Genomic DNA, 24,452 nt, shown 5'->3' on the forward strand with positions numbered 1-24,452 from the left:
GAGACCCCGCATGAGCAAGATCATCGCATTGGTGGATGGCTCCATCTATTCCGAAAGCGTCTGCGATCACGCGGCCTGGGTGGCCAAGGGCAAGGGATGGCCGGTGGAGGTCATCCATATCCTGGGCCGCAGGGATGAAAGCGCCGATCCCCGCAATCTGTCCGGCAATATCGGCCTTGGCGCACGCACCGCGCTTCTGAATGAACTGGCCGATCTGGATGCGCAGCGGTCCAAGCTGGCGCGCAAGCGCGGACAGGCGATCATCGAGGACGCGTCCGAACGGATCGGCGCCGAGGGCGTCGAGGTCACGGGCCGGTTGCGGATCGGCGATCTGGTCGAAACCCTGCGCGAAGCCGAGGCGGATGCCGATCTGGTTATCGTCGGCAAACGCGGCGAGGCCGCCGATTTCGCGTCGATGCATCTGGGCAGCAACCTGGAACGCGCGGTGCGGTCTTCGACCAAACCCGTTCTTGTCGCCTCGCGTGCCTTCCAGCCGGTCAAGAAGCTGCTGGTCGCCTTCGACGGCGGCCAATCGGCGCTGAAAGCGGTGGACCATATCGCAAGGTCAGAGCTGTTCGCAGGCCTCTCCATCCACCTGCTGACGGTCGGGTCCGAGACCACGGAAGCCAAACGCGCCATCGAAGGCGCGGCGGCGCTCTTGAAAGGCGCGGGCTATTCCGTGACCTCGGAAATCGTGCCGGGCCAGCCCGAAACCCTGATCGCGGACCGCGCCGAAGCGCATGATTTCGACCTGCTGATCATGGGCGCCTATGGGCACAGCCGCATCCGTAACCTGTTCATCGGATCGACCACGACCGAGATGATCCGCGCCTGCAAGGTCCCGGTGCTGCTGTTCCGGTAACGCCCTTTCGCCCTCGTCCGATTCCCCCTATCGTCCAGCAAACGGCGAACGAGGGGAGAAGGTCGATGACAGGCAATTCGGACAGGTTTCTGCTGCTGTCGGATGACGTGCTGCAGGGGCTCGGCATTTCGGGTACCGAGATTGTCGACGCGATCGAGGCCGCCATCCTTCAGGACGCGGCGGGCCAGATCCTGACCGCGCCCAAATCCGCCGTGGTGCCCGAAGGCGGGCGCTACATGATGACGACGCTGTCAACCTCCGATGATCCGGATCTGACCATCGTGAAATCGGTCATGGTCAGTCCCCGCAACCCCGACCGGGGCCGCCCCGGCATCGACGGCGCGATCCTGATCCAGGACAGCGAAACCGGGCAGATGCGGGCATTGGCGGAGGCGGGCTGGATCACCGGGGTGCGCACCGCGGGCCTTTCCGCCGTCGCAGCGCGCAGGCTGGCCAACCCGGCCTCGCAAAGTATCGCCTTCATCGGCTGCGGGGTGCAGGCGCGCAGTCATCTGGCGATCTTCAACGACCTCTTCCCGCTGTCTTCGATCCGGGCTTATGGGCGCGGGCAGGCGAATATCGACAAGCTTTGCGATATGGCGACGGGCCTGGGCCTGTCTGCCGAGGTGTTCGACGACCCCCGCGCCGCCATCGAGGGCGCTGACCTGATCGTGACCTCCGTCACCCTGAATTATGAAATCGAGCCCTTCCTGAACGCCGAGTGGCCCAAGCCCGGCGCCTTCGCCACCATCACCGACCTTGCCCTGCCCTGGCAGCAGGACAGCATGACCGCCTTCGGGCCGCTTTTCGTCGATGATCTGGTGCAGGAGGAGGCAAGCCCGAAAAAGCTGGTCGATCCCTCGCTGGTCAAGGGCGATCTCAAGACCCTGCTGACCACCGGGCCGGGGGAGTTTGCCGACGACGCCCGCCGCGCCTTCGTCTTCCGGGGTATCGCCATCGGAGATTTCGCCATTTCCCGGCTTGCGTACTTGCGCGCGGTCGAGGCAGGCGCGGGGCAGGATGTGGGCTGGTCCGACTAACCGCCTACCCGAAATCCCCCTGGCAGAACCAGCCGCCCGACACCACGCCGCCATGGGCGTAGAAGAGCCACAGCCGTTCCCCGGTTTCGGTTTCCACCCGCCAATAATCACGCACGCCGCTGCGCCAGTTGGGATCGTCCAGCCACCATTCCGGCGCGATCCGCTCCGGCCCCATTCCGCCTAGCGTCGCGAAATTCCGCCCCCGCCAGCGGAACCGCGCGGGCAGGTCGGGCCGGTCCTCGGCCTGCACAGGTTCGGGGCGGAACAGCGTCAGCGGGCGGGGCCGGGGGCAACGCGGCCAGTCCTTCGCCGGGTCCGACCACGCGGCGGCCAGCGTGATCGCGGTCTTTTCCGGGATATGGCTTTCGGCCGGGTGCTGGCGCGTGATCGCCTCCAGCCCCACACGGGCGCCGATCCGGGCCATCAGATCCTCCAGCCCCGTATCGCGCCCCTGCCGCGCGGCGGCGTCTTCCGTGGCAGCCAGCCCGCCCTTCAGCTGCCGCGCGTGAACAGGCTCCGTCACCGAGGCCACCAGCCGCAGCGTGTCGATGCCGAAACCGGGGTCGATATCGCCCAGTTTCATCGCCAGAAGCGGGCGGATGCGGTCGGGCTCTGCCCCCGGACGCGCCAGCCCCACTTCCACCGCCTCCGTCCTCCCTTCGGCCAGCATCAGTTCCAGCCGCACCCGCCGCGCGCCCCTGCCCTTGGCCCGCAGCTTGTCGCACAAGGGCGGCAACAGCCGGTCGATCCCCGCCAGAATATCCTCCTCCAGCCCAATGGGCTCCGGCAGGCTGAGGCGCAGCGCGAAATGGGTCTCGGGCCGGGCGGGGGCGATCGGTTCCGGCTCCAGCCCCAGGGCCTGATCCAGCCGCCGTACCACCCCTTGCCCGAAACGCCGGGCCAGCGTGGCGCGCGGTGGCCCCAGCAGGTCACCGATCCGGTGCAGCCCCAACCGGTGCAGCCCGGCCACCGTCGCGGGGTCCAACCGCAACGCCGCAATGGGTAACCCCCCGATGGCGGCCCGCGTCTGCCCCGGCGGGGCAATCGGCGCGGCACGGCCGGTGACATCGCGCGCAGGCGCTGCGCCGCCCTTGGTCCAGTGCCGCCGCTTGCCCGCGCGCGACCGGGTCGCCCGCGCTTCCTGGTCGATGGCATCGCCATTGCGCGTACTGCCCGCCCCCTGCCCCGCATAGCGCGCCAGTGCCCAGGCCGCGCCGCCCGTATCCGCCAGCCCCGCCCGCACCGACAGGCGCAGCGCCGCGCAATCCGCCTCCACCTGCGCGATCAACGCCGCCTCGCCACCGAACAGATGCGCACAGCCCGTCAGGTCGATCATCAGCCCCTCGCGCCCCTCCTCCGACACCCAGGGGGAAAACTTGCCCGCCCACCGGCGCAGCAATGTCAGGAAAGCAGCCTCGCGCAGCCGGTCGGCGGACCGGGTCTGCAGGTCCGGGCACAGCGCCCGCGCCTCGGCCAGCGGCAAGCCATGTGTCAACCCCGCCGCCGAGGCCTCGAACGACAGCGAGGACAGCACCCGCGCATTGCCCACCTCCTCGACCACGGCCAGCGGCTTGTCGCACAGCCCCCGGTCCAGCCGCTGCAGATGCTCGGCGGCCAGCCGTGGAAACCACAGCGACAGGATCCGGCGGCGCGGATCGGGGCGGTTGGGGGCAGATAGGCTCATGTGGCAGCATGATGTTCATGTTATGTTCCATATGTAGCGTCCAGCGGGGCTGGAGTCGAGTCCGCCTCCCGTGTCACGCTCACCCCATGGAACCGCTCGCAAGCCTCACCGCCCGCTTCCCCCGCCCCGGTCGCGTCGACTGGATCGGGTTGCGCCCCGCGCGGAAGGCGACCATGCAGTCGGTCCCCCGGATCGACATTCTCGACCATGGCCTCGCAGGCGACCACGCCCGCCCCGGAAAGCGCGCCGTGACCCTGATCCAGGCCGAACACCTGCCGGTCATCGCCGCACTTGCAGGGCTTTCGCAGGTTTCCCCCGAAACGCTGCGGCGCAACCTCGTGATCTCCGGCCTCAACCTCTCGGCCACCCGCAACCGCATCCTCACGACCGGCACCGCCCGCCTGCGAATCACCGGCCCCTGCGCCCCCTGCTCGCGGATGGAGACGGCGCTCGGCCCCGGAGGCTACAACGCCATGCGCGGCCATGGTGGCTGGTGTGCAGAGGTTCTGACACCCGGTCCGCTCGCAATCGGGGCCATGCTCACAGTCGAGGCCTGAGTTTCATCTTGGCAAAAAATACCTCCGCCGGAGGCATCCCTTCGCCTCAAAGCAGAGCCACCGTCACACCCTGCAGACCACCCGTACCACAGTCCCGTGGCAACACGGACCGACGAGGCCTCCGGCGCAAGCCGGGGGTTGAGGAGGGCCGTTCCCGCCGCGACCTGCCCTGCAGGGCGCAAGACCTCAGCCGCGCCGCAGACGCCTCAGCAAAGCCTCGGACGCATAGCCATCCGGCACCAGCCCCTCGGCGGCCTGGTATTCGCGCACTGCCTGGATCGTCAATGGCCCGACGATCCCGTCAATGCGCTCGGTGGAGAATCCCGCCGCCGTCAGGCGCCGTTGCAACTCGAACCGCTCGTCATTGGTCAGCGCCCGATCCTGCCGGGGCCAGCCGCCGCGAAAGGCAGGTCCGCCGCCGATCCGGTCGGCCAGATGACCCACCCCGATCACATAGGCGTCCGCCGGATTGTAGGTCTCGATCACGTGGAAGTTTTCATAGATCACAAGCGCCACGCCCGTATGCCCTGCCGGTAGCAGGATCGAGGAGGGCCCGTGTTCCGGAACCAGACCGCCACCGCGCGCCAGCCGCACACCCATGGCGTTCCAATGGGCCGCATCGCGCTGGATCAGCTCACCGCTCTGCGAGAAATCGAAATCGTCCGGCAGCTCCACTTCCAGCGCCCAGGGCTGGCCGTGGGTCCAGCCGTTTTCCGACAGATACCGCGCGGTCGAGGCCAGTGCGTCAGCAGGATCATCCCCCCAGATATCGCGCCGCCCGTCGCCGGTGAAATCCACCGCATGGGCCAGGAAACTGGTTGGCATGAACTGCGTATGCCCCATCGCCCCCGCCCATGATCCCTGCATGTGGTCGGGGGCGATATCGCCCGCCTGCAAGATGCGCAGCGCCGCCAACAGCTCGGTCTCGAAGAACTCCGCCCGGCGGCCCTCATATGCCAGCGTCGCCATCGCCTCGATGATCGGCACCGATCCGCGGAAGCTGCCATAGGCGCTTTCCAGCCCCCAGACCGCCGCCACGATCTCGGCCTCGACCCCATAGCGCCGTTCGATCGCGTCCAGCGTGTCGCGATGCTCCCGCAGGGCCGTGCGCCCGTTGGCAATGCGCGTATCCGACGCGGCGCTGTCCAGATAATCCCACAATGTCCGCGAGAATTCCGACTGGTTGCGGTCACGCTCGATCACCCTTTCATTCAGCGTCACCCCGGCAAAGGCCCTGTCGAGCGTCTGCTGGCCGATGCCTTCCGCGCGGGCACGGCGTGAAAACTCGGAAACCCATGCCCGGAAGCCAGCGGAGCTGACCGGCTCGGCCAAAGGCGTTTCGGGGCGGGCGGCCAATGTCACCATGCGCATGGCCGGACGCAAGGACACGTCAACTGCCAGCCCGCTTGGCGTCACGCTTTGCAAACTGTCTTCCGCCGGGCGGGGCAAGGGCCGCATGGTGGCAGTGGGCGTGGCCCCGGCAGCACTTGCCGCCAGAACCAGGATTGCGGTCAGGAATAGTCTCGGCGTCAGCATGCTCGTGCCTGTATGATTGCTTGTCCCGCAGTATACGCGCTTCCCGGTTTCGAAAGAAGCACCGGCCCCACGCCTTCGGCGGAGCCTCGCCGGCAAGTCTCTGCCAACACCGTTACCAAAAGCTGAACAGCGCGAAAGGACTTGCGCCCGCCTCATGGCCGGATATCTCAGGGGAATGTCGATTGATCCTGATTCAGAACGCCCGATCGTTTTTCTTCACCTGCCCAAAACAGGTGGTCAGACCATTCACCACAGCGTCGGCGCGCTTTTTGGGGAACGGAACATCTCGCCCTACCGGCTGCAATCCCATGTTCGGGACGGGGCGACATTTCCGCCGGAATACCGCATGCATTCGGGCCATCTGCACTGGCGCGACCTGGAAAACGTGCCCGGCGATCCGTTTTCCTTCATGGTTCTGCGAGACCCCCGTGAACGGCTTGGGTCCTTCTTCTTCTTCATGCGGGAAGAAGCACGCAGGTCGCGCGATGCCAATGGGGTGGACTCTCTGCCACCGGCGCAGCGCGCCCTGCTAAACGGTGCATCTGCGCTTTTCTTTTCCAAGGACCCGCAAATTCAGCTGGCCGTGCGGGAAAGGTGGTCCAACCTGACCCTGACCTATCTGGCCTTGCGCAGCCTGATCCGGCGCGGAACCCTCGCAGATGCCCCATTGGCCGACCTTCTGGCGTTGGCCGAGGAAAATAGCCGCAAGCTGACCGCGATCTACCGGTTCGGAGAGTTCGAGAAGATCGAGGATGACATCGAAGCAAGTTTCGGGACACGACCGGATATCGTGACCAAGCACGCCAACCCCGGCCCGCTGGATCGCTCTCGCAGCCGCTGGCAGGCGCTTTTGGACGAATTGGACAGCGATGCGCAGCGCAGCGAGATGGAACGCCACGTTGCCGAGGATCTGAACGTGATGGAGCGGATCACCTTCCGCTAGCGGCGCTTGCGCAGCACCTTCTTCTTGACCTTGGCGGCCTTGGCACGCGCCTTGCCCGCCTTTCGCCTTGGCCCCGCTCCGCGCCCGTGGCGCGCCCCGCGCGGCACGGATTTTCCGTCGATCTCCACCAGTTCCAGCGTCATGCCGCCGGTAACCGGCACCGCCTCGGCCAGTTTCACCGTGACCCTCTGACCAATGCCGATGGTCAGGCCGGTATCGGCCCCCACAAGGGTCTGCGCCTCGGCGTCGTGATGGAAATACTCCCGCCCGAGCGCCCGCATAGGCAGCAGCCCGTCAGCGCCCGTGTCATCCAGCTTCACGAAGGCCCCGAACCGGGCGATGCCGCTGATCCGACCGGTAAAGCTTTCGCCCACACGTTCCGACAGGTAGGCCGCCAGATACCGGTCGGTGGTGTCGCGCTCGGCCATCATCGACCGGCGTTCGGTGTCCGAAATGTGCTTTGCAATGTCGTCGAGCCGCTCGATTTCCTCGGCCGACAACCCGTCGCGCCCCCAGCCATGGGCAGAGACCAGCGCCCGGTGGACGATCAGGTCGGAATAGCGCCGGATGGGCGAGGTGAAATGCGCGTATGCCTTCAACGCCAGCCCGAAATGGCTGAAATTCTCGGGGCTGTAATAGGCCTGCGTCATCGACCGCAGGGTCGACATGTTGATCAGCTCGTCGAACTCCGTGCCTTCGGCGGCGGCAAGCAGGCTGTTCAGGTGCCGGGTCTGCAGCACCTGCCCCTTTGCGAGGTTGAAGCCGCTGGCCTGCGCCGTTTCACGCAGGGCGGCGATCTTGTCGGGGTTCGGTTCCTCATGCACCCGGTAAAGCTGCGGCGTTTTCAGGCGGATCAGTTCCTCGGCGGCGGCGACATTGGCCAGCACCATGAACTCCTCGATCAGCTTGTGGGCGTCCAGCCGGTCCTTGAAGGCCACAGATGTCACCTGCCCCTCGTCCGACAGGATGATCTGGCGCTCTGGCAGGTCCAGTTCCAGCGGCTGGCGTTTTGCCCGTGCCAGTTTCAGCGCGCCATAGGCGGCGAAGAGCGGTTTAAGAACCGGCTCGACCAGCGGCGCGACCTTGTCATTGGGGTGCCCGTCGATGCCGTTCTGAACCTCTTGATAATTCAGCGAGGCAACAGACCGCATCAGCCCGCGCACGAAGCGGTGCCCGATCTTTTCTCCTTGCGCGTTGATCACCATGCGCACCGCCATGCAGGCGCGCGGTACACCTTCATGCAGGGAACACAGGTCGCCCGACAGCCGGTCGGGCAGCATCGGCACAACGCGATCCGGGAAATAGGTGGAGTTGCCGCGCTTGCGTGCCTCGCGGTCCAGCGCCGAGCCGGGGCGCACGTAATGGGCGACATCGGCAATGGCGACCCAGATCACGAAGCCCCCGGGGTTCTTCGGGTCGTCATCTTCATGGGCAAGGCAGGCATCGTCGCGGTCGCGCGCATCGACCGGGTCGATCGTCAGAAGCGGCATGTCGCGCAGGTCTTCACGGCCCGACAGCCCGGCGGGTTTGGCCGCATCAGCCTCGGCGATCACGTCGTCGGGAAAATCGTCGGGGATGCCATGCTGGTGGATCGCAATCAGCGACACCGCCTTGGGCTGGCTCGGATCGCCAAGCCGCTGGACAATGCGCGCCTTTTGCAGGCCCATGCGCCCCTTGGGGCCGGATTGTTCGGCTTCGACCAGTTCGCCATCCCTGGCACCCTCGGTGGCGGCGGCGGGCACCATCCATTCCTTGTCCGCGCCCTTGTCGATCGGCACGATCCGCCCGCCTTCGGCCCCCTTGCGAAAGATGCCGAGGATCTTGCGCGGATTGGTTCCGATGCGCCGGATCAGCCGCGCGATATATTGGTGATCCTCGCCCTCGACCTCCTGCATCCGGGCCAGGATGCGGTCGCCTTCCCCAAGTGCAGGGTCGGTTGCCTTGGCGCTGAACAGGATGCGGGGTTCCGGCCCCTCGCCCAGCCATTCCAGAGGGCGGCAGAACACATCGCCCAGATCATCGGGCGCCAGCACCTGCAGCACGGCGACAGGCGGCAGCCGGTCCGGGTCGCGATAGGTCTTCTTGCGCTTTTCCAGATGGCCCTCGGCCTCCAGCTCCCGCAGGATGCGCTTGAGGTCGATCCGCGCGGCGCCCTTGATGCCGAAGGCACGGGCGATATCGCGTTTCGAGGCATGGCCGGGATTGTCGGAAATCCAGGCGAGGATCTGGTCTTTTGTGGGGATCTGGCTCATGCCCTTGGCCTAGCACGGGCCAAGGGGCGCGTCATGCGGAAAACAGGGGGCTCAGGCGGCCTGCAGGTGCTTGGCGATCCGTTCCTGAAGGTCACGTCGGGCACGGGTGACGAACTGTTCGTGATCATGGGCCAGCGGTCCGAGCGCCTTCTTCGCGGGCTTGCGCAGCTTGCCCAGGGCGATGCCGTAAAGGATGCCCGGCAGGAAGAAACTGGCGAATTTCGTACCCTCATCGCGCAGCAGCGTTTCGATATTCAGAAGCGCATCGAAGACGAGGTTGGAATCGTGGAACAGGACCACGCAATCCTTGGCCATGTATTTGCGAAGATTTAGGAAATCGCGAAAGGCGGCCGTATTGGTATGCTCCCCGTCAATCATGCCAAGGACATGATCCTTCGGCACGTCGTAATGCGCCAGATCGCCCGCGTCGCAGTCATAGGTGCGCATCTTGGTCAGGCAGTCGATGGGCAGAATGACAGCAAGTCCGTCGATCATCCGCTCGGTGGAATTGCCCTCGTAAACCGCATCCCGGCCCCGTTCGTCGCGCAGCACCTCGGGGCGTAGATCGACCGAGGAAATGCGGGTGCAGGCCGGGTCCGCCAGATGTGGCACAAGGCTGCCGCCGAGATGTGAGCCGATCTCGATATAGCTGTAATCGCCCACCTGATCGCGCAGGAAATTCTGCACCGCCAGCAGCGTTGCCTTGTCCTTGTTGGTGGTCTGGCTCTTGATCTGAAAGACCGAGATATCGCCGTCCTGAATCCGTGAAAGAAGATCGTCCCTGTCGATCATGCCTGCCTCTGTCTGGTTGCCGGGGTCTCTGCCCCCTGTGACTGCTCAGGCGGAATCTTAACCAATCAACCCCTTCGCGGCAATCTTTCTGCGATATAGGTCGCCTGCGCTGTCCACATCTGCCAGTATATCGACCAGCGCAACGCGCCGGCTTTTCAGCGATTCCATGCTGTCTTTCAACGCATGGGGTCCCGACCAACGGACATCTCGCAGGAACCCGCACGGGGCGGGGCGCGGTCCTTGACCGATCAGCCAGTAGCCGCCGTCGGGGGCGGGACCGAACACTGCGTCAGCGGTCGAAAGAGCGTGTAGGGCGCGGGCCAGATGGGTTCTGGTGATGCCGGGAATATCGCTGCCGATGACCAGAACCGGACCGGGCAGAGCCAACAGCCGCGCCATGCGCGCACCGAGGTCGCCTGTTCCTTGCGGGATGCGCGGCAGATCACCCGGCCAGACGCGGCTGGCCAGCCCTTCCGCATCCGGGGACACCGCCAGAGCCAGCTGCCAGCGCGGGTCACGCAACCGGCGCAGAAGGCACGTCACTTGGTGCCGATACCACCACGCCGCCGGAACCGAGCCGATGCCCCGAGCCAGCCGCGTTTTGACCCGGCTGGGGCGCGGTTCCTTCACCATCACGACGACGGTGGGGCGAATCATTGGGCGAAGTAGTCGCTCAGAATGCGGGCATAGATGCGTTTCAGCGCGTGAATATCCTCGATCCAGACCCGTTCATCCACCTGGTGCATCCGGTGCCCGACAAGGCCGAACTCCACCACCGGGCAATGCGATTTGACAAATCGCGCGTCAGAGGTACCGCCGGTGGTCGAGAGGACCGGGGTCTGGCCGGTCTCCGCCGTGACGGCCTTGCTGACCAGCTCGGACAGCTCCCCCGGCGGGGTCAGAAACGCCTCGCCCGAGATTTTCACCTCCATCCCGATCTTTACGCCGGTTTCTTCGGCCACCTTGTCGGCCTCCGCTTGCAGCCAGTCGGTCAGGCTCGCGCCTGTGTGCAGATCGTTGAACCGGAGGTTCACCGCCATCCGGGTTTCCGCCGGAATCACGTTGGTGGCGGGGTTTCCGGTGTCGATGGTGGTCACCGAACAGGTCGAGGGATCGAAATGATCGGTCCCTTCATCCAGCACATGCGCCGACAGCCGATGCGCCAGCAACGCCACCGCAGGCATCGGGTTCAGCACCTTGTGCAGATAGGCCGAATGCCCCTGCTTGCCCTTCACGGTGAACCACGCGGACATGGAGCCCCTGCGCCCGATCTTGATCATGTCGCCAATGGTTTCCGGGCAAGTGGGTTCGCCGACAATACAGGCGCTCATCTTCTCGCCCTCGGCCTCCATCCAGTCGAGCAGGGCAATGGTGCCGTCGGTCGAGGGGCCTTCCTCATCGCCGGTGATGGTCAGCACGATGGCCCCGTCAGGCGGCGTGTCGCGCACGAAATCAATCGCCGCCGCGGCAAAGGCCGCGACCCCCGATTTCATATCGGTCGCCCCGCGCCCGTAGAGCCAGCCTTCCGCCTCTTCCGCCCCAAACGGCGGGTGGGTCCAGGCATCCGCGTCGCCGACCGGCACCACATCCGTGTGACCATTGAAGCCGAATGTCTTTGCATGACCCTTGTCGCCCCACCGGGCATACAGGTTCGACACCTCACCGCGGTCGACCCGAATGCAGGTAAACCCCGCCTCGGACAGAACCCGCTCCAGCAACACAAGGGCCCCGCCTTCTTCCGGCGTGACCGAGGCGCAGCGCACCAGATCGGCGGTCAGTTTCTGCGGGTCGGTCATGGCTTGGCTCTCCTCTGTTCGGGTGTCACAGCGATAGACCTGTGGCCCGCGGGACTCAAGCACACGCCGGGACGCGCAAGGGCTTAACTTGTGACAAGAACAGGGCTATTCTGCGACAAAACAAAGAATGACAGGCATTATCGGCGCAGAGAACGCACCAGCAGGCAGGTGCATTCCCACGTTATCCGCGACGATCATGCCGATGAATGGGGCAGAGCACATGCCAGTCACGGCAAGTGAACTTACGATTGATACGCGTGCAACGGCCAATGAAATGGCCGAAACCATTTTTGGCGACGGTGTCACCGTTGTCAGCGCGTCCTATTCGGGCGACCGCAATTCATCGGGCATCTGGTCCGATGGCGATACGACCTCGCCCAATGCCACGCCGTCCGATTCCGGTGTGATCCTGTCCACCGGGCGGGTCCGCGATTTCACCAACTCCTCGGGCGATCCGAACGTCAGCACCAGCACCTCAACCAACACGCGTGGCGTCAACAACGATTCCGCCTTTAACGCGCTGGCCGGGACCAGCACCTATGATGCTGCCATCCTGGAGGCGGATTTCATCCCCGATGGCGATACGCTGACAATGCAGTTCACCTTCGCGTCCGAGGAATACCCGGAATATGTAGGGTCGATCTTCAACGATGCGGTCGGGATCTGGATCAACGGGGTCGAGGTCGCCTCGCCCGTCTTCCAGATCGCCCAGATCAACAACGTCAACAACTCGTCCAACGAAACGCTCTACGTCAACAACACCGATGACAGCGCCAATACCGAGATGGACGGCTATACCGTGACGCTCTCGGTGATGATGACGGTCAATCCGAACCAGGTGAACACCCTCCGGCTTGGCATCGCGGATGTTGGCGACAGCAGCTACGATTCCGCCATTCTGGTTGCTGCGAATTCGGCTCAGGGAAGCGTTTTTGCCAATGACGACACGGCCACATTCTCGGGCTATGGGGATATTTCCGTCGATGTGATCGCCAATGATCAGGCCGCGAATACGATGGTGGTGACCCATATCAACGGGCAGGCCGTCAATGTCGGCGACACGGTGACGCTCAGCAACGGGTTTGACGTTACGCTTCAGGCCGACGGCACCCTGCTGGTCGAGGCACCCACCGGCTACACGCCCCCGACGACGCCAGAGGATTTCACCTTTTCCTACACGGCTGCGGCTGGCGGGGGTGCAGGCATTTCCGACACTGCCTTCGTCACCATCACCACGATCCCCTGTTTCGTGGCGGGCACCCGGATCCGCACGGACCGGGGCGATATCCCGGTCGAGGCGCTGCGCGTCGGCGACCTTGTGGAAACCCGCGACAACGGGTTGCAGCCCATCCGCTGGATCGGCAATCGCACGGTCGAGGCCACTGGCAAGTTCGCTCCCATCGTCATCGAACGCGGCACCATGGGGTTTCATGACACCCTTGTTCTGTCGCCGCAGCACCGGGTGCTGGTCAGTCACCACATGGCCGAACTGCTGTTTGGCGAGGAAGAGGTTCTGGTCGCGGCAAAGGACCTGGTCAATGACTGCTCGATCCGGGTGCGCGAAGGCGGCACGGTCGAGTATTTCCACCTGCTCTTTGACGAACATCAGATCATCTGGTCCGAGGGATTGCAGACCGAAAGCTTCCATCCCGGACCTGTGACCCTGTCGGGCTTTGACGATGCGGTGCGCGACGAGATCATCTCACTTTTCCCGGATCTGGACCTGACAACCGGCCAAGGCTACAGCGCATCGGCCCGTCCCAGCCTGCGCAGCTATGAGGCCGCGGCCCTTTTCGGCTGAGTCACATTCTTTCCACATTTCCGAACGACTTCGGCCCCAACTCCACGGATATGATCCAATCCAGTGGAAAGAGGGGCATTGTTTCGGCATGAGCTGGCTGGCGATCTGGGATGGACGGAGACTGACGCATTTCGATGCGCGGGCGCGTATGGCGGACCTGTCCCATGGCACTATTCGCTTTGAAATGACGCTCAGGGGCGAACTTCAGGTGCCCGCAATCCTGTGGCAAGGCCGTACCGGCACCGCCCGCGACCTGCGCATCATCTGCCGCCCGAACGGCACGGTCTGCGTCGAACAGGGTGCGTTCCTGTTTGAAACCGACGCCGGTTTCCTGTTTTCCCGCGAGCCGCTGCTGTTGCATTTTTTGTGGGACCGGTTGGGAAAGACCGGCCAGCTTGTCCTGACCAATGGCCAGACCGGCAACCGCGTCGTCACCCATACCGGCAGCATCGCCCCCAACAGCCTTGCCGAGATTGTGCCGGAAACCCCCGGCCCCATGGTGTCTGTCGCCTATGCGGGCGTCGCCAACCATCCGTTACCTGACACATCATTGCCGGGCATCGCGGGCGACACGCGGGTTCAGACCCCGACCGGCCCGATGCGCGTGGCCGACCTGCAACCGGGTATGTGCATCCTGTCGCAAAGCGGCGAGGAACAGACCATCCGCTGGATCGGCCAGACCGATCTGCTGGCCCGCGGTCCCTCTGCCCCGATCCGCCTGCGTGCGCCCTATTTCGGCCTGACCGAAGATATCGTCGTCTCCCGCAACCAGAAACTGCTGCTCAGCGGCAGCGAGGTCGAGTATCTGTTCGGAGAGGAGCAGGTGCTTGCCCGTGTTGAAGATATCCGCCGCGCCAGCGCCGCGCAGATTTGCCTCGAACAGCCCATGGTCACCACCTATCACGTTCTGCTGGACGATCACGATTGCCTGCTGGCAGGCCGCTGCGCCTTGGATACGGCCCTGTTGGCGGATGTGCTGGAAGCGACCGGAAAATCCTCCGCCCGCCTGGCGGACCCGGATCGCGTTCCGGCCTGGACCGTGATCGACCGCGCCGGGGCTCAGGCCTATCTGGGGATGCTGGCCCAGAACCGGTCCTTCGCAGCCTGACGCAGGTTTATCCGGCTTCGTACAGCTCCAGCGGCAGCCCGTCCGGGTCGCTGAAAAAGGCAAACGTGCGGCCCGTCAGTTCATCCACACGGATCGGCTCGACCGCGATCCCCTGCGCCTCCAGCCAATCTCTGGCAGCCGCCACATCTGCAACCCGAAACGCCAGATGCCGCAGCCCCTGCGCTTCGGGATAGGAAGGCCGTGCGGGCGCATCGGGAAAGCTGAACAGCTCGATTTGCGATCCATCGGGCAAGGCAAGGTCCAGCTTCCAGGATTGCCGCTCGGCCCGGAACGTCTCGGCCACAACCCGCAGCCCCAGAATATCCACATAAAACGCCCGGGACCGCGCGTAATCGGCGCAGATGATCGCGGCATGGTGGATGCCCTGCAACATCGGCTGGCCCTAGTCGTCCCCGTCGCCGAAATAGGGCGTCATCTGCGCCACGATGACAGAGTTTTCGTCCGCCGCGCGCTGCATCAGAGCGACCTCTTCCTCGGGGATCTCATGGCCCAGCTCGCGCCGTTCTTCCAGCGTGCCATAGCCCTGCACATCGAGCGGCGCCAGGTCCGCCTGTTTCAGAATCGCCACGGTTTCGCGCACCGCCTCGGCTTCGTCCACGCCAGAGGCATAGATCATCAGCCCCGCACCGGTGGCACCCTTGGGCAAGCCGTCACCCGCCTTGCGGCCAACCTCGACCACAAGCGTATAGACCTGTTGCTGTTTCTTTTCCTTTGCCATGACCTGCGCCTAGACGCCTGCGCGCGTCCGGTCAAGCAGGGCCTTGGCCATTGACGCGGGCCGCGCTTCGTTTCATCCCTTAACCCATGACCGACCTGCGCCGCCGCATCGCCTTTCCCAAGGGCACCGTCCTGTTTCAGCCGGGACAGGCCTGCCCTGGTCTGGTGCTGCTGGACAAGGGGACCATCAAGGTCACGCTTACCGCTGCCAATGGACGAGAGGTGGTTCTGTACCGCGTCAGCCCCGGCGACATGTGCCTTCAAACCTTCGCCTGTCTGGTCGAGGGTCGTAGCTATTCCGCCGAGGGTGTGGCCGAAACCGATCTGGAGGGCGAGCTGGTCCCGCCCGACCGGTTCCGCGCCCGGCTGGAAACCGACCCTGCCTTTCGCGATCTTGTCTTCTCTGCCGTCGCCAACCGCTTCGGCGAATACGAGCGGCTGATCGAGGACGTGGCGCTGACCGGGTTCGACGCGCGGCTGGCGCGCGTGCTGCTGCGGTTGGCGAATGATATGGGTGAGGTCCATGCGTCGCACAACGCGCTGGCCACGGAAACCGCCTCAGGCCGGGCCTTCGTCAGCCGCCGCATGGCGGAAATGGCGCGGGCGGGGCTGGTGGAACAGCAGCGTGGCGGGGTGCGGGTGCTGGACCGGGCCGGATTGGAACGGATTGCCGCAGAGGAACGGTGACTCTGTCACCGCCGCCGGGCGGGCACCGGCACTATAATCCCTCCATATCGCAAGCCTCTTGAAAGGAGACGCGCCATGCCTCGCAACGAAGGTAATCTCGACCGCGCCCTGCGCATCATCGCGGGCCTCGTCCTCATCGCCCTGGTCTTCGTCGGACCTCAGACCAACTGGGGCTGGATCGGCATCGTGCCGCTGGTAACCGGCCTTGTGGGCTTCTGCCCGCTCTACCGCATTCTGGGCCTGAACACCTGCCCGCTGTCGCAGCGTCAGGGCTGAACAGAAATCCCCCGCCTTCGGAGCAAGGAAGGCGGGGGATCATCATGGGCCGTGCTGTTCAGGGACAGTGGGGCTCAGCGCCGGCCCATGAAATCGCTGCTGACGGAGCCATGAAAGCAGCGCGGGAAAAACGGATAAGTGTCGGTGGCGAAATAGGTCAGCGTGCCGTTGACTACGGCGGCGTTGCATTCATCCAGATTGCCGCTGCCCGCCACATAGACCCAGTCTTCCTCATAGGTGCCGTCATAAGACCCATAAGGCGCGCTGTTCCGCGTGCCGGACCGCAGCTGCCAGCCGGATTGGGCCCCGTCGCCTAAATAATGGATCTCGAACCCATCGGCGGCCCAGCCGATCAGGCTGCTCGATTGCGATCCCACAAGGCTCTCTGACACGCCGTGATAGTGGTAGAGCCCCCGGTGATCCACATGGGCGTTCTCGGCATCCATCCCCAGCATGTCCGCGGCCCCCATCCCTTCCAGCCGCCATCCCGACGACGGGTCGCGTGAAAAGCCACGCGGGCTGCTGGCATCATAGAAATCAGCCGTGCCGGGGCGGAACAGGATACCGGTGACAGAAATGCCCGAGCTTTGGACATCTTCGGTTATCAGGCCGGTGGCCTCAGGCTCCGCATCGACGCAGACACGGGTGGTCTGTTCAGAGAAACTGTTGGGGTTGCCCGGGTTCGGGAAACGCCCGATATCGTGGTTCGGGCTGGAGTTTGAGGTGACGCAAAGCCTGTAACCCTCCAGCCTGATGTCCACCTCGTTCTCATGGGCCCCGCTTGCCTGCGCCCACGGGCCAAGCCCAAGGGCAAGGGTCAGTATCAGGGACTTCCTCATCGCGCGTCCTCCTCGGCGGGTCATGCCGGGTAACACGCGAAGGTTGCGCTGTTCCGTCGATTTTTTACGAAGCGGCTTTTAGCGGCCGCGCAACTGCCGGGCGCCCCAGATGATCAGGCAGGCCCCGGCAAAGCCGACAAGGCCTTGTGAAATCCAGGTGGGCGAGGCGCTGATCCCCACCAGCCGCAGGAGGAAGTTGGCAACGATGGCGCCGACGATCCCAAGGATCACATTGGCAACCAGCCCGGTATCGGCCCGCATAAAGGTGCTGGCGACCCAGCCTGCCAACCCGCCGACGACAATCGCCGCGATCCATCCCAAACCTTGCATTCCAGATGCTCCAAATCGTTTCGATGCGGGAACATTATCACAAGGTCATCGAGGGGTTGCACCGAAAATCACCGGGCGGGGGACGCGTTTTCGAAAACGCGTTTGAAAGGCGCTTCGAAGCGCCTTCCACCCGCCCGGCCAAACCGTCGGATCAGTCCCGAAGCAGCTCGTTGATGCCGGTCTTGGAGCGGGTCTGCTCATCCACCCGCTTCACGATCACGGCGCAGTAAAGGTTGATCCCGTTCTTCGACGGCATGGAGCCTGCCACGACCACCGAATAGGGCGGCACCTCGCCATAGGTCACGCTGCCGGTTTCACGGTCCACGATCTTGGTGGATTTGCCGATGAAGACCCCCATGCCAAGGACCGAGCCCTCGCGCACGATGCAGCCTTCCACCACCTCGGACCGCGCCCCGATGAAGCAGTTGTCCTCGATGATCGTCGGGCCCGCCTGCATCGGCTCCAGCACGCCGCCGATTCCGACACCACCCGACAGGTGCACGTTTTTGCCAATCTGGGCGCAGCTGCCCACCGTGGCCCAGGTGTCAACCATGGTGCCGCTGTCCACATAGGCGCCCAGGTTCACGAAGGAGGGCATCAGCACCACGCCCGGTGCGATATAGGCCGATTTGCGCACCACGCAGTTGGGCACCGCGCGGAAGCCCGCCGCACCCCATTCATTCTCGCCCCAGGTCGCCCATTTGCTGTCGACCTTGTCCCACCAGCTGCCGCCCTGGGCGCTGCCGGACTGCATTTCCATATCCTTCAGGCGGAAGCCCAGAAGCACCGCCTTCTTGGCCCACTGGTTCACATGCCAGTCGCCATTGTCCTGCCGTTCAGCGACGCGCAGGCTGCCACTGTCGAGCGCATTGAGCGTGTCCTCGATGGCCTCGCGGGTTTCGCCGGTGGTGGCGGGGGTGATCTGGTCGCGCGCGTCCCAGGCGGCTTCGATGGCTGCTTCCAGCTGAGCGTTGGACATTGGTCCCTCCGAAATGTCTTGGTCCCGGGCGCTATATCGGACGGGGGGCGTCGGCTCAATCAGCAATAACACCTCTCACATCCATGCGATGACGGGTTTCCTCCTCCTACTGCTCAAGGTAGCGTCGGACCCTGGCCCAAGACCGAAAGGAAACGAGTGATGCATGACGACGCCCGCGACGGGCTGTTCCGCGACGCCCATACCGATATCGAAACCGCCCGCCATGTGCCGGACACGCCGCAGACACGCGCCCCGGCCTACCGGCTGGCCTTTACGGACGACGATTTCATGTGCCGGGACGAACTGCGGCCCGTGCGGTTGCAGCTGGAACTGCTGAAGCCGCAGATGATCATGGATGAATACGGCGTTAAATCGACCATCGTGATGTTCGGTGGGGCCCGCATCCCCGAGCCGTCCAAGGCCGACAGCGCGCGCACCCAGACCCTGAGGGACCTGTCGCACTATTATGACGAGGCCCGCAAGTTCGCCCGGATCGTCACCGAACGCAGCCTTAACAACGGCCAGCATGACAGTATCATCGTCACCGGCGGCGGCCCCGGCGTGATGGAGGCGGGCAGTCGAGGTGCAGCGGATGCGGGGGGCGTCTCGATCGGGCTGAATATCGTGCTGCCGCATGAGCAGGCACCCAATGAGTACGTGACGCCCGACCTGTGCTTCAACTTCCACTACTTCGCCATCCGCAAGATGCATTTCCTGATGCGGGCCAAGGCGATCACCATCTTTCCGGGCGGATTCGGCACGCTCGATGAGATGTTCGAGAGCCTGACACTGATCCAGACCGGCCGGATGGAGCGGGTGCCGTTCCTGCTGTTCGGCCGTGCCTTCTGGGAAAGGATCATCAACTGGGGGGCTCTGGCCGACGCGGGCACGATCAGCCCCGAAGACCTTGACCTCTTCCGCTTTGTCGAAACGGCGGAAGAGGCCGTGGAGATCATAGATAGCTGGGGCGACACCGCGCGCCGGGGCGATATTCCGGGGCGCTAGGCCGCTCTGGCATCACCAGCCGATCAGAAATTCGGCCAGCGCGATCCACGCCGGGATGCTAAGAATGGCAACCGGCGTGCCCAACCCCGTGGAGGTGCCCACATAGGCCGAGGGGTTCGCCTCTGGCAGCGCACCGCGCAGGGTCGGCGGGCCGGAAATGTCGGAGCTTGAGGAGGCCATGACGGCCAGCAGCACCACACCGCCAGCAGAAAACCCCGTCAGTTCATGCGCGATCATCCCCGCGCCGAACCCAATGGCACCGTGCAAAATCGGCCCCGCGATCCCGTAGAGGATATAGGCATGCGCCACCCGCTTCAGCTCCGCCAGCCGGGCCCAGGCCTCCATCCCCATGACCAGCATCAGGATCGACAGGAAGCCCCGGAAGAGCGGCTCGTAGAAGCCATGGAAGACCGAGTCGGCATTGGCCAGCAACCCGATCACCAGACCCAGCAACAGCGCGGAAATCGCGGGGCTGCGGAACGTGTCGGTCAGGATGTCGCCCAACATGCCCCTCTCCAGCCCGTCGATCTGCGCGCCGCCCCCGCCAAGCGCGACGGTCCCGCCGCCCGTGGCCACCGCCTTGCGCGCCACGCTGACCCGCGCCAGCACGATGGCCGTGACCAGCGCCGCGATGTCCATGAACGGGTAAAGCGCGCCGATGAAGCCCTCGTAGGGGATCTGCTGTTCATCCAGCATCACCATCCCCGCGGCGAGGGTGGAGGCAGAGACCGCCCCGAAAAGCCCCGCCGTCGCCAGCCCGTCCACCTTCGACACGCCGTTCAGTCGGGCCAGCGTCCGGCTGCCGATCAGCACGATGGCGATCCCCACCAGCACCGCCAGCACGCCGGGCACGATCAGCGCCCAGAAATCCGCCTCGCGCACGGAAATCCCCGCGCTGAGCCCCACCTTCAGCAGCAGCACCAGCACGATGAACTTGTAGACCGCGTCGGGCACCGTCAGGCGGCTGCCAAGCGCGGCGATCAGAAGCCCGCCCAGAAGGAAGGCGAGCGTGGGGTTGCGCAACTGTTCAAGGATCGTTGCGGTGATGGTTGCGATCAGGTCCATGGCATATCTCTCCGTTTGGATCTGCGCTTGGCTACCGCCGCCAGGTAGGAATAAAAAATATATCTTTTTTCTGATATGGTTCTATTTTCTAAAACATGGGCCCTCTCAACTATCACCACCTGCGCTATTTCCGAGAGGTCGCCCGCTTAGGCCACCTCGGTCGTGCGGCCGAGCGGCTGAATCTCTCGCAATCGGCCATGTCGATCCAGATCCGCCAGCTGGAAGACCGTCTTGGCCACAAGCTTTTCGACCGGGTCGGGCGGCGGCTCGAACTGACGGAGGCCGGGCGCATCGCGCTGGACCACGCCGAGCGGATTTTCTCGGCAGGAGAAGACCTTGTCGCCACACTGAACCGCACCAACACCACCAATCCGCCACTCCGCGTCGGCGCGCTCTCCACCCTATCACGTAACTTCCAGCTGCACTTCCTGCGCCCCGCGCTGGCCAAGAATTGCGACGTGGCGCTTAGGTCCGGCAACACGCGCACGCTGCTGGCCGATCTCGCGGCGCTGGCGCTTGACGTGGTGCTGACGACCGAGGTTCCGGCCAGCGATCAGGGCGTTGATTTCGCCGCGCAGCGTCTTGCGGAACAGCCCGTGCAGCTTCACGGGTCGCCCGAGCGGCTGCGCCACCCCAGCCTGCGCGCGCTTTTGGGAAACGAACCACTGATCCTGCCCACGGAAAACACCATTCGCGCGGGCATGGATAACCTTCTGGCGCGACTTCAGATCAGCCCCCGCATCGCCGCCACGGTGGATGACATGGCCATGGTCCGCCTGCTGGCGCGCGAAGGCGTGGGGCTGGCTGTCGCGCCCGCCGTGGTTCTGGCCGACGAAATCGCCTCTGGCCGCATCGTCACGGCCGCCTTCGACCTCAGTATATCGGAGCCCTTCTACGCCGTCACCGTCCCGCGCCAGTTTCCGCACCCGGCGCTGGCGACGCTTCTGGCAGGCGGGAACGTCACTCCAGAATAATCTCGACAAGTTCCGTCGGCAGGATCGGGCTGAAATTGTCGTCCGACACCATGCTGGCCACCAGCCTGCCCTGCCCGTCACGCCAGACACTCAGCCCTTCGAGATTCGAGAACCCGCCATGGGGCGACTGCCAGACCACATCGCTCCCGGCCATGCCCTCCGCCGTCACCTCGAAGCGGCGGATTTGATTGGCAAAACCAAAGAGCAAGCTGAAATCCCGCTCCAGCAGGTAAAACCGCCCCCGGTCATCGAAATCCGCCCCGACGGGCAGAAATCGCCCCACGCGCGGGATGCTCCAGCTCTCGTCCCACGCCCCGTTGGCATAGCGAAACAGCGGAAAGTCCGTATCCCAATCGCCCGACCGTTCCGGAAGGGTATAGAGCGTCCCTTCGGCATCCACCGCCAGCGCTTCTAGCGAGGCATTGGGCTGCAACGCGGCAAATCCCTCTGCGGCAGGCAGGATCGTGTCGCCATGCGCGTGATGCAGCACGACGCGGTGATCCCCCTCAAACGACAGGAACATCCGGCCATCTTCCGCAATCGCCAGCCCCTCGCTGTCCCGTGCCGCCCGGCCCCCGCGATAGCCGTCCCTTGCATGCAGCAGCTCTGGCTCCGCCAGGGCCAGCGCCACCACGCGCCCGGCCCCGTTGCGGGTGATCTGCCCCCGGATCAGCGCCCCGCGATCCGACAGCGCCACCAGTCCGGCACCACCATCGGTGATTTCAACCGCTGACAGCCCGCCGACCAGATCATGATCGGACCGGATCGCAAAGGCCCCGAGCACGCCCGGTTCCTGCGCAAAAGCGGTGAGGGCAATCCCCGCGGCCAGCGCCGCCGTCAGGGCGAGCTGACCAGAACGCGGCTGCATTGGTTCGGCAAATCGCTCAGCATGATTTCCCCGCGCACGGGGGGCGGACGGTTCGGATCGGGCTGCGGGGGTGGCGGATTGAGGATATTGCGCTGCCAGGCTCGCGCCTCGTCGCAACCGTCGCCCGGCGGCGGTGCGACCTGTTCCACGCAATCGGGCGATCCGTCGGGGCAGTGCAGGCGCACGTGGAAATGATAGTGATGCCCGTGCAGGGGCCGGATCTGGCGCAGATAAGACCGGTCGCCGGTTTCATTGTCGCACATCCAGACCTTGGCACCGGGGAACACGAAAATACGCGCCACGCGCGGATCGCTGGCTGCCTCTCGCAGCAGGTGCCAGTGCTGTTCGGTCCAGTTCTCGCCCACATAGGCCCCGCGCGCCCGGCGGGTCGAGATCGACGACAGGCTTTCGCGCTCTGCTTCGGTCAGGTCAAGCCGGTCGGGCGGCAGCATCCAGATATCGGCATCCAGCCCCGACTGGTGGCTGGCGTGCCCGGTCAGCATCGGCCCGCCACGCGGCTGCGCCATGTCGCCCACATAAAGCCCCTCCCACCCCGGCAGGGTCGCCGCAAAGCGGGACAGGTCCTGCACGAAATCGAGCATCTCGGGATGCGCCCAGTTGCGGTTGCGGCTGAGCCGCATGGCCTGCCAGGTCGGGCCTGTTTCGGGCAGCTCCTCCGCCCCCTGGATACAGCCCCGCGCATATCCGCCATAGACCCGCGCCTGCCCGTCGGATGAATCCAGCAAGTGGCCGAACAACCGCCGCGCCGGGGTCGCGCTCATGGTGGAAAGCGTCACGCGCTGTTCCTGGTTCAGGGGCGGGTCCGGGCTGTCCCCGGCACAGGAGGACAATGCAATCGCACAAAATCCGGCAAACAGGGCGCGTCGTAGCATCAGGCGCTTTCTCCGTTGGGCTTTACCCAAATCAACATAACCAATCCAAGGCAGAATAGCGCAATCAGCGGGGTGACCCCAAGCCTTTGGTTGTTGGTGATGTCAGTCGTCACCGCAATCAGCCACGGTGCAAGGAAGGTCGTGGCCTTGCCCGACAGGGCATAAAGCCCGAACGCCTCGGTCATGCGTTCCTGATTGGCCTGCTTGGTCAGCATGTTGCGGCTGGCCGACTGAATGGCCCCACCCGCAGCCCCGATCAGCAGGCCTGCAACATAGAACAGTTGGTCGGGCAGAGACGACCCCTCGGCAACCGGCATTCCAAACACGGCCTCGGGCGACAGGCCCACGATCAGGCAGGCGGTGAAGATCAGCACCACGCAGCACACCACGATCACCGGCATTGGTCCGTATTTCCGGTCCGCCAGCCCGCCGATCCACGCGAAGACCGCGCCCGAGATGGCGGCGAGGATGCCAAAGATCCCCACCTCCATGATCGACCAGTCCAGAACGCCAAGCGCGTAGATCCCGCCGAACGTATACATCCCGTTCAGCGCGTCGCGGTAGAACATGGAACTGCCCAGATAGGCCAGCAGGCTGGGATGGCGCGGCAGGCCCTTGATGGTGTGCCACAGCTCTCTCAACCCCTCGCCGATCCGGTAATGGGCGCCCTCATGCGGGGGGGCTTCCTTTACCCACAGGAAGAAGGGGATCATGAACACCGCATACCATAGCGCCGTCAGCGGCCCGACCACGCGGGTATCAGCCCCGGTCGCGGGATCGAGGCCCAGAAGCGGTTCGATCCCGGCCATGGTCAGCCCGTTATCGCCTGCCTGGAACACCACCAGCATGATCGCCAGCGCGACCACCCCGCCAATATAGCCAAAGCCCCAGCCAGAGCCCGAGATGCGCCCCAACTCCTCTTTCGGGCCCATGGTCGGCAGATAGGCATTGGTGAAGATCGTGGCGAACTCCATCCCGATCAGACCCATCCCGAAGAAGATCAGCGCCCAGGTGGTCGAGAAATCCTGTGGGGCCGTGTACCAGCAGCCCCAGGCCCCCACGACATAGAGCGCGGAGAAAAGCCAGATCCAAGGCATCCGCCGGCCCGATGTGTCCGCCACGCTGCCCAGGATCGGCGCCAGCAGCGCGATCATCACCCCGGCAATGGTCAGCCCGTAGCCCCACAGCGCCTGTGCCTCGGCCTCGGCGGCCTGCTCGCTCATGCCTCCAGCCATCAGCGCCTCGGCGGCGGTCTGGCCGAAATAGGGGCCGAAGATGAAGGTCAGCATCAGCGTGTTATAGGGCTGGCTGGCCCAGTCGAAGAAATACCAGCCCCAGATGCGTTTTTTCAGTGTTACGTCCGCCATGTCCCGCCCCTCATGTCCCGTGCAGGCAGAATTCAGACATTGGGGGAGTTTGGCAATGAA

Annotated in this window: 25 protein-coding genes; 10 read left to right on the plus strand and 15 right to left on the minus strand. The window is 64.7% G+C overall.

What is annotated here, in order from left to right; translation table 11 throughout:
- Positions 1 to 10 precede the first annotated feature (10 nt).
- Together BKY26_RS14390 and BKY26_RS14395 are read left to right on the plus strand one after the other, a co-directional pair.
- Positions 11 to 862, plus strand: a complete 852-nt coding sequence (locus BKY26_RS14390) for a universal stress protein (protein ID WP_071691084.1) — start codon at positions 11 to 13, stop codon at positions 860 to 862.
- 65 nt (positions 863 to 927) lie between these two features.
- A complete protein-coding gene (locus BKY26_RS14395) occupies positions 928 to 1,902 on the plus strand; it encodes an ornithine cyclodeaminase family protein (protein WP_071691085.1) in 975 nt (324 codons plus the stop codon).
- Positions 1,903 to 1,906: 4 nt separating this feature from the next.
- Here BKY26_RS14395 and BKY26_RS14400 read toward each other — a convergent pair whose 3' ends face one another.
- Positions 1,907 to 3,586, minus strand: a complete 1,680-nt coding sequence (locus tag BKY26_RS14400; RefSeq protein ID WP_071691086.1) for a DUF6504 family protein — start codon at positions 3,584 to 3,586, stop codon at positions 1,907 to 1,909.
- An 86-nt stretch (positions 3,587 to 3,672) separates the two neighbouring features.
- Here BKY26_RS14400 and BKY26_RS14405 point away from each other — a divergent pair, with 86 nt between their 5' ends.
- Positions 3,673 to 4,143 (plus strand): MOSC domain-containing protein, encoded by a 471-nt coding sequence (locus BKY26_RS14405; RefSeq protein WP_071691087.1) that lies wholly within the window; start codon positions 3,673 to 3,675, stop codon positions 4,141 to 4,143.
- A 186-nt stretch (positions 4,144 to 4,329) separates the two neighbouring features.
- Here BKY26_RS14405 and BKY26_RS14410 read toward each other — a convergent pair whose 3' ends face one another.
- Positions 4,330 to 5,679, minus strand: a complete 1,350-nt coding sequence (locus BKY26_RS14410; RefSeq protein ID WP_071691088.1) for a lytic murein transglycosylase — start codon at positions 5,677 to 5,679, stop codon at positions 4,330 to 4,332.
- Positions 5,680 to 5,854: 175 nt separating this feature from the next.
- On the opposite strand from BKY26_RS14410, the gene BKY26_RS14415 reads away from it, so the two are divergent.
- A complete protein-coding gene (locus BKY26_RS14415) occupies positions 5,855 to 6,622 on the plus strand; it encodes a sulfotransferase family 2 domain-containing protein (protein ID WP_158514344.1) in 768 nt (255 codons plus the stop codon).
- On the opposite strand, the gene rnr is transcribed toward BKY26_RS14415, so the two are convergent.
- From rnr to dapE, 4 genes are read right to left on the minus strand one after another with little or no spacing between them, the layout of a single operon-like run.
- Positions 6,619 to 8,874 carry a ribonuclease R gene (rnr, locus tag BKY26_RS14420; RefSeq protein WP_071691090.1) on the minus strand — a complete coding sequence of 752 codons (2,256 nt, stop codon included), beginning with the start codon at positions 8,872 to 8,874 and terminating at the stop codon, positions 6,619 to 6,621. The genes BKY26_RS14415 and rnr overlap by 4 nt on opposite strands.
- A gap of 51 nt (positions 8,875 to 8,925) precedes the next feature.
- Positions 8,926 to 9,666: a class I SAM-dependent methyltransferase gene (locus BKY26_RS14425; RefSeq protein ID WP_071691091.1), complete on the minus strand. Its 741-nt coding sequence runs from the start codon at positions 9,664 to 9,666 to the stop codon at positions 8,926 to 8,928.
- A gap of 57 nt (positions 9,667 to 9,723) precedes the next feature.
- Positions 9,724 to 10,320, minus strand: a complete 597-nt coding sequence (locus tag BKY26_RS14430) for a TIGR04282 family arsenosugar biosynthesis glycosyltransferase (RefSeq protein ID WP_071691155.1) — start codon at positions 10,318 to 10,320, stop codon at positions 9,724 to 9,726.
- Positions 10,320 to 11,462 carry a succinyl-diaminopimelate desuccinylase gene (dapE, locus tag BKY26_RS14435; protein ID WP_071691092.1) on the minus strand — a complete coding sequence of 381 codons (1,143 nt, stop codon included), beginning with the start codon at positions 11,460 to 11,462 and terminating at the stop codon, positions 10,320 to 10,322. Before dapE ends, BKY26_RS14430 begins: the two co-directional genes overlap by 1 nt.
- A gap of 220 nt (positions 11,463 to 11,682) precedes the next feature.
- On the opposite strand from dapE, the gene BKY26_RS14440 reads away from it, so the two are divergent.
- Both BKY26_RS14440 and BKY26_RS14445 read left to right on the plus strand, forming a co-directional pair.
- Positions 11,683 to 13,263: a choice-of-anchor L domain-containing protein gene (locus BKY26_RS14440; protein WP_071691093.1), complete on the plus strand. Its 1,581-nt coding sequence runs from the start codon at positions 11,683 to 11,685 to the stop codon at positions 13,261 to 13,263.
- Positions 13,264 to 13,351: 88 nt separating this feature from the next.
- A complete protein-coding gene (locus tag BKY26_RS14445) occupies positions 13,352 to 14,371 on the plus strand; it encodes a Hint domain-containing protein (protein ID WP_071691094.1) in 1,020 nt (339 codons plus the stop codon).
- 7 nt (positions 14,372 to 14,378) lie between these two features.
- Here the strand turns inward: BKY26_RS14445 and gloA2 are convergent, their stop codons facing one another.
- A complete protein-coding gene (gene gloA2, locus BKY26_RS14450) occupies positions 14,379 to 14,765 on the minus strand; it encodes an SMU1112c/YaeR family gloxylase I-like metalloprotein (protein WP_071691095.1) in 387 nt (128 codons plus the stop codon).
- Positions 14,766 to 14,774: 9 nt separating this feature from the next.
- Entirely contained in the window at positions 14,775 to 15,110 is a 336-nt protein-coding gene (locus tag BKY26_RS14455) for a hypothetical protein (RefSeq protein WP_071691096.1), read from the minus strand.
- Between the two features lie 86 nt (positions 15,111 to 15,196).
- Between BKY26_RS14455 and BKY26_RS14460 the strand changes: the two genes are divergently transcribed.
- Together BKY26_RS14460 and BKY26_RS14465 are read left to right on the plus strand one after the other, a co-directional pair.
- A complete protein-coding gene (locus BKY26_RS14460; protein ID WP_071691097.1) occupies positions 15,197 to 15,796 on the plus strand; it encodes a Crp/Fnr family transcriptional regulator in 600 nt (199 codons plus the stop codon).
- Between the two features lie 75 nt (positions 15,797 to 15,871).
- Positions 15,872 to 16,072, plus strand: coding sequence for a YgaP family membrane protein (locus tag BKY26_RS14465; RefSeq protein WP_071691098.1), 201 nt, complete (start codon positions 15,872 to 15,874; stop codon positions 16,070 to 16,072).
- Between the two features lie 74 nt (positions 16,073 to 16,146).
- On the opposite strand, the gene BKY26_RS14470 is transcribed toward BKY26_RS14465, so the two are convergent.
- From BKY26_RS14470 to dapD, 3 genes are all read right to left on the minus strand, one after another.
- Positions 16,147 to 16,911 (minus strand): YHYH protein, encoded by a 765-nt coding sequence (locus BKY26_RS14470; RefSeq protein ID WP_071691099.1) that lies wholly within the window; start codon positions 16,909 to 16,911, stop codon positions 16,147 to 16,149.
- A gap of 78 nt (positions 16,912 to 16,989) precedes the next feature.
- Positions 16,990 to 17,241 carry a GlsB/YeaQ/YmgE family stress response membrane protein gene (locus tag BKY26_RS14475; protein WP_071691100.1) on the minus strand — a complete coding sequence of 84 codons (252 nt, stop codon included), beginning with the start codon at positions 17,239 to 17,241 and terminating at the stop codon, positions 16,990 to 16,992.
- Between the two features lie 151 nt (positions 17,242 to 17,392).
- Positions 17,393 to 18,220 (minus strand): 2,3,4,5-tetrahydropyridine-2,6-dicarboxylate N-succinyltransferase, encoded by an 828-nt coding sequence (dapD, locus tag BKY26_RS14480; protein WP_071691101.1) that lies wholly within the window; start codon positions 18,218 to 18,220, stop codon positions 17,393 to 17,395.
- 159 nt (positions 18,221 to 18,379) lie between these two features.
- On the opposite strand from dapD, the gene BKY26_RS14485 reads away from it, so the two are divergent.
- On the plus strand, positions 18,380 to 19,225 hold the full coding sequence (locus BKY26_RS14485; RefSeq protein WP_071691102.1) for an LOG family protein: 846 nt from the start codon (positions 18,380 to 18,382) through the stop codon (positions 19,223 to 19,225).
- 12 nt (positions 19,226 to 19,237) lie between these two features.
- Here BKY26_RS14485 and BKY26_RS14490 read toward each other — a convergent pair whose 3' ends face one another.
- Positions 19,238 to 20,290 carry a sodium-dependent bicarbonate transport family permease gene (locus BKY26_RS14490; RefSeq protein WP_071691103.1) on the minus strand — a complete coding sequence of 351 codons (1,053 nt, stop codon included), beginning with the start codon at positions 20,288 to 20,290 and terminating at the stop codon, positions 19,238 to 19,240.
- 95 nt (positions 20,291 to 20,385) lie between these two features.
- Between BKY26_RS14490 and BKY26_RS14495 the strand changes: the two genes are divergently transcribed.
- Positions 20,386 to 21,264 (plus strand): LysR family transcriptional regulator, encoded by an 879-nt coding sequence (locus BKY26_RS14495; RefSeq protein ID WP_071691104.1) that lies wholly within the window; start codon positions 20,386 to 20,388, stop codon positions 21,262 to 21,264.
- Here BKY26_RS14495 and BKY26_RS14500 read toward each other — a convergent pair.
- The 3 genes from BKY26_RS14500 to BKY26_RS14510 are packed head-to-tail and all read right to left on the minus strand — an operon-like array spanning position 21,251 to position 24,392.
- Entirely contained in the window at positions 21,251 to 22,132 is an 882-nt protein-coding gene (locus BKY26_RS14500) for an esterase-like activity of phytase family protein (RefSeq protein ID WP_071691105.1), read from the minus strand. The genes BKY26_RS14495 and BKY26_RS14500 overlap by 14 nt on opposite strands.
- Entirely contained in the window at positions 22,102 to 23,025 is a 924-nt protein-coding gene (gene mepA, locus BKY26_RS14505) for a penicillin-insensitive murein endopeptidase (protein ID WP_071691106.1), read from the minus strand. The genes BKY26_RS14500 and mepA overlap by 31 nt, the downstream gene beginning before the upstream one ends.
- Positions 23,025 to 24,392, minus strand: coding sequence for an MFS transporter (locus BKY26_RS14510; RefSeq protein WP_071691107.1), 1,368 nt, complete (start codon positions 24,390 to 24,392; stop codon positions 23,025 to 23,027). Before BKY26_RS14510 ends, mepA begins: the two co-directional genes overlap by 1 nt.
- Positions 24,393 to 24,452 lie beyond the last annotated feature (60 nt).

The organism is Nioella sediminis (assembly GCF_001879695.1).
In the GTDB taxonomy this organism is placed as follows: Bacteria; Pseudomonadota; Alphaproteobacteria; order Rhodobacterales; family Rhodobacteraceae; genus Nioella; species Nioella sediminis.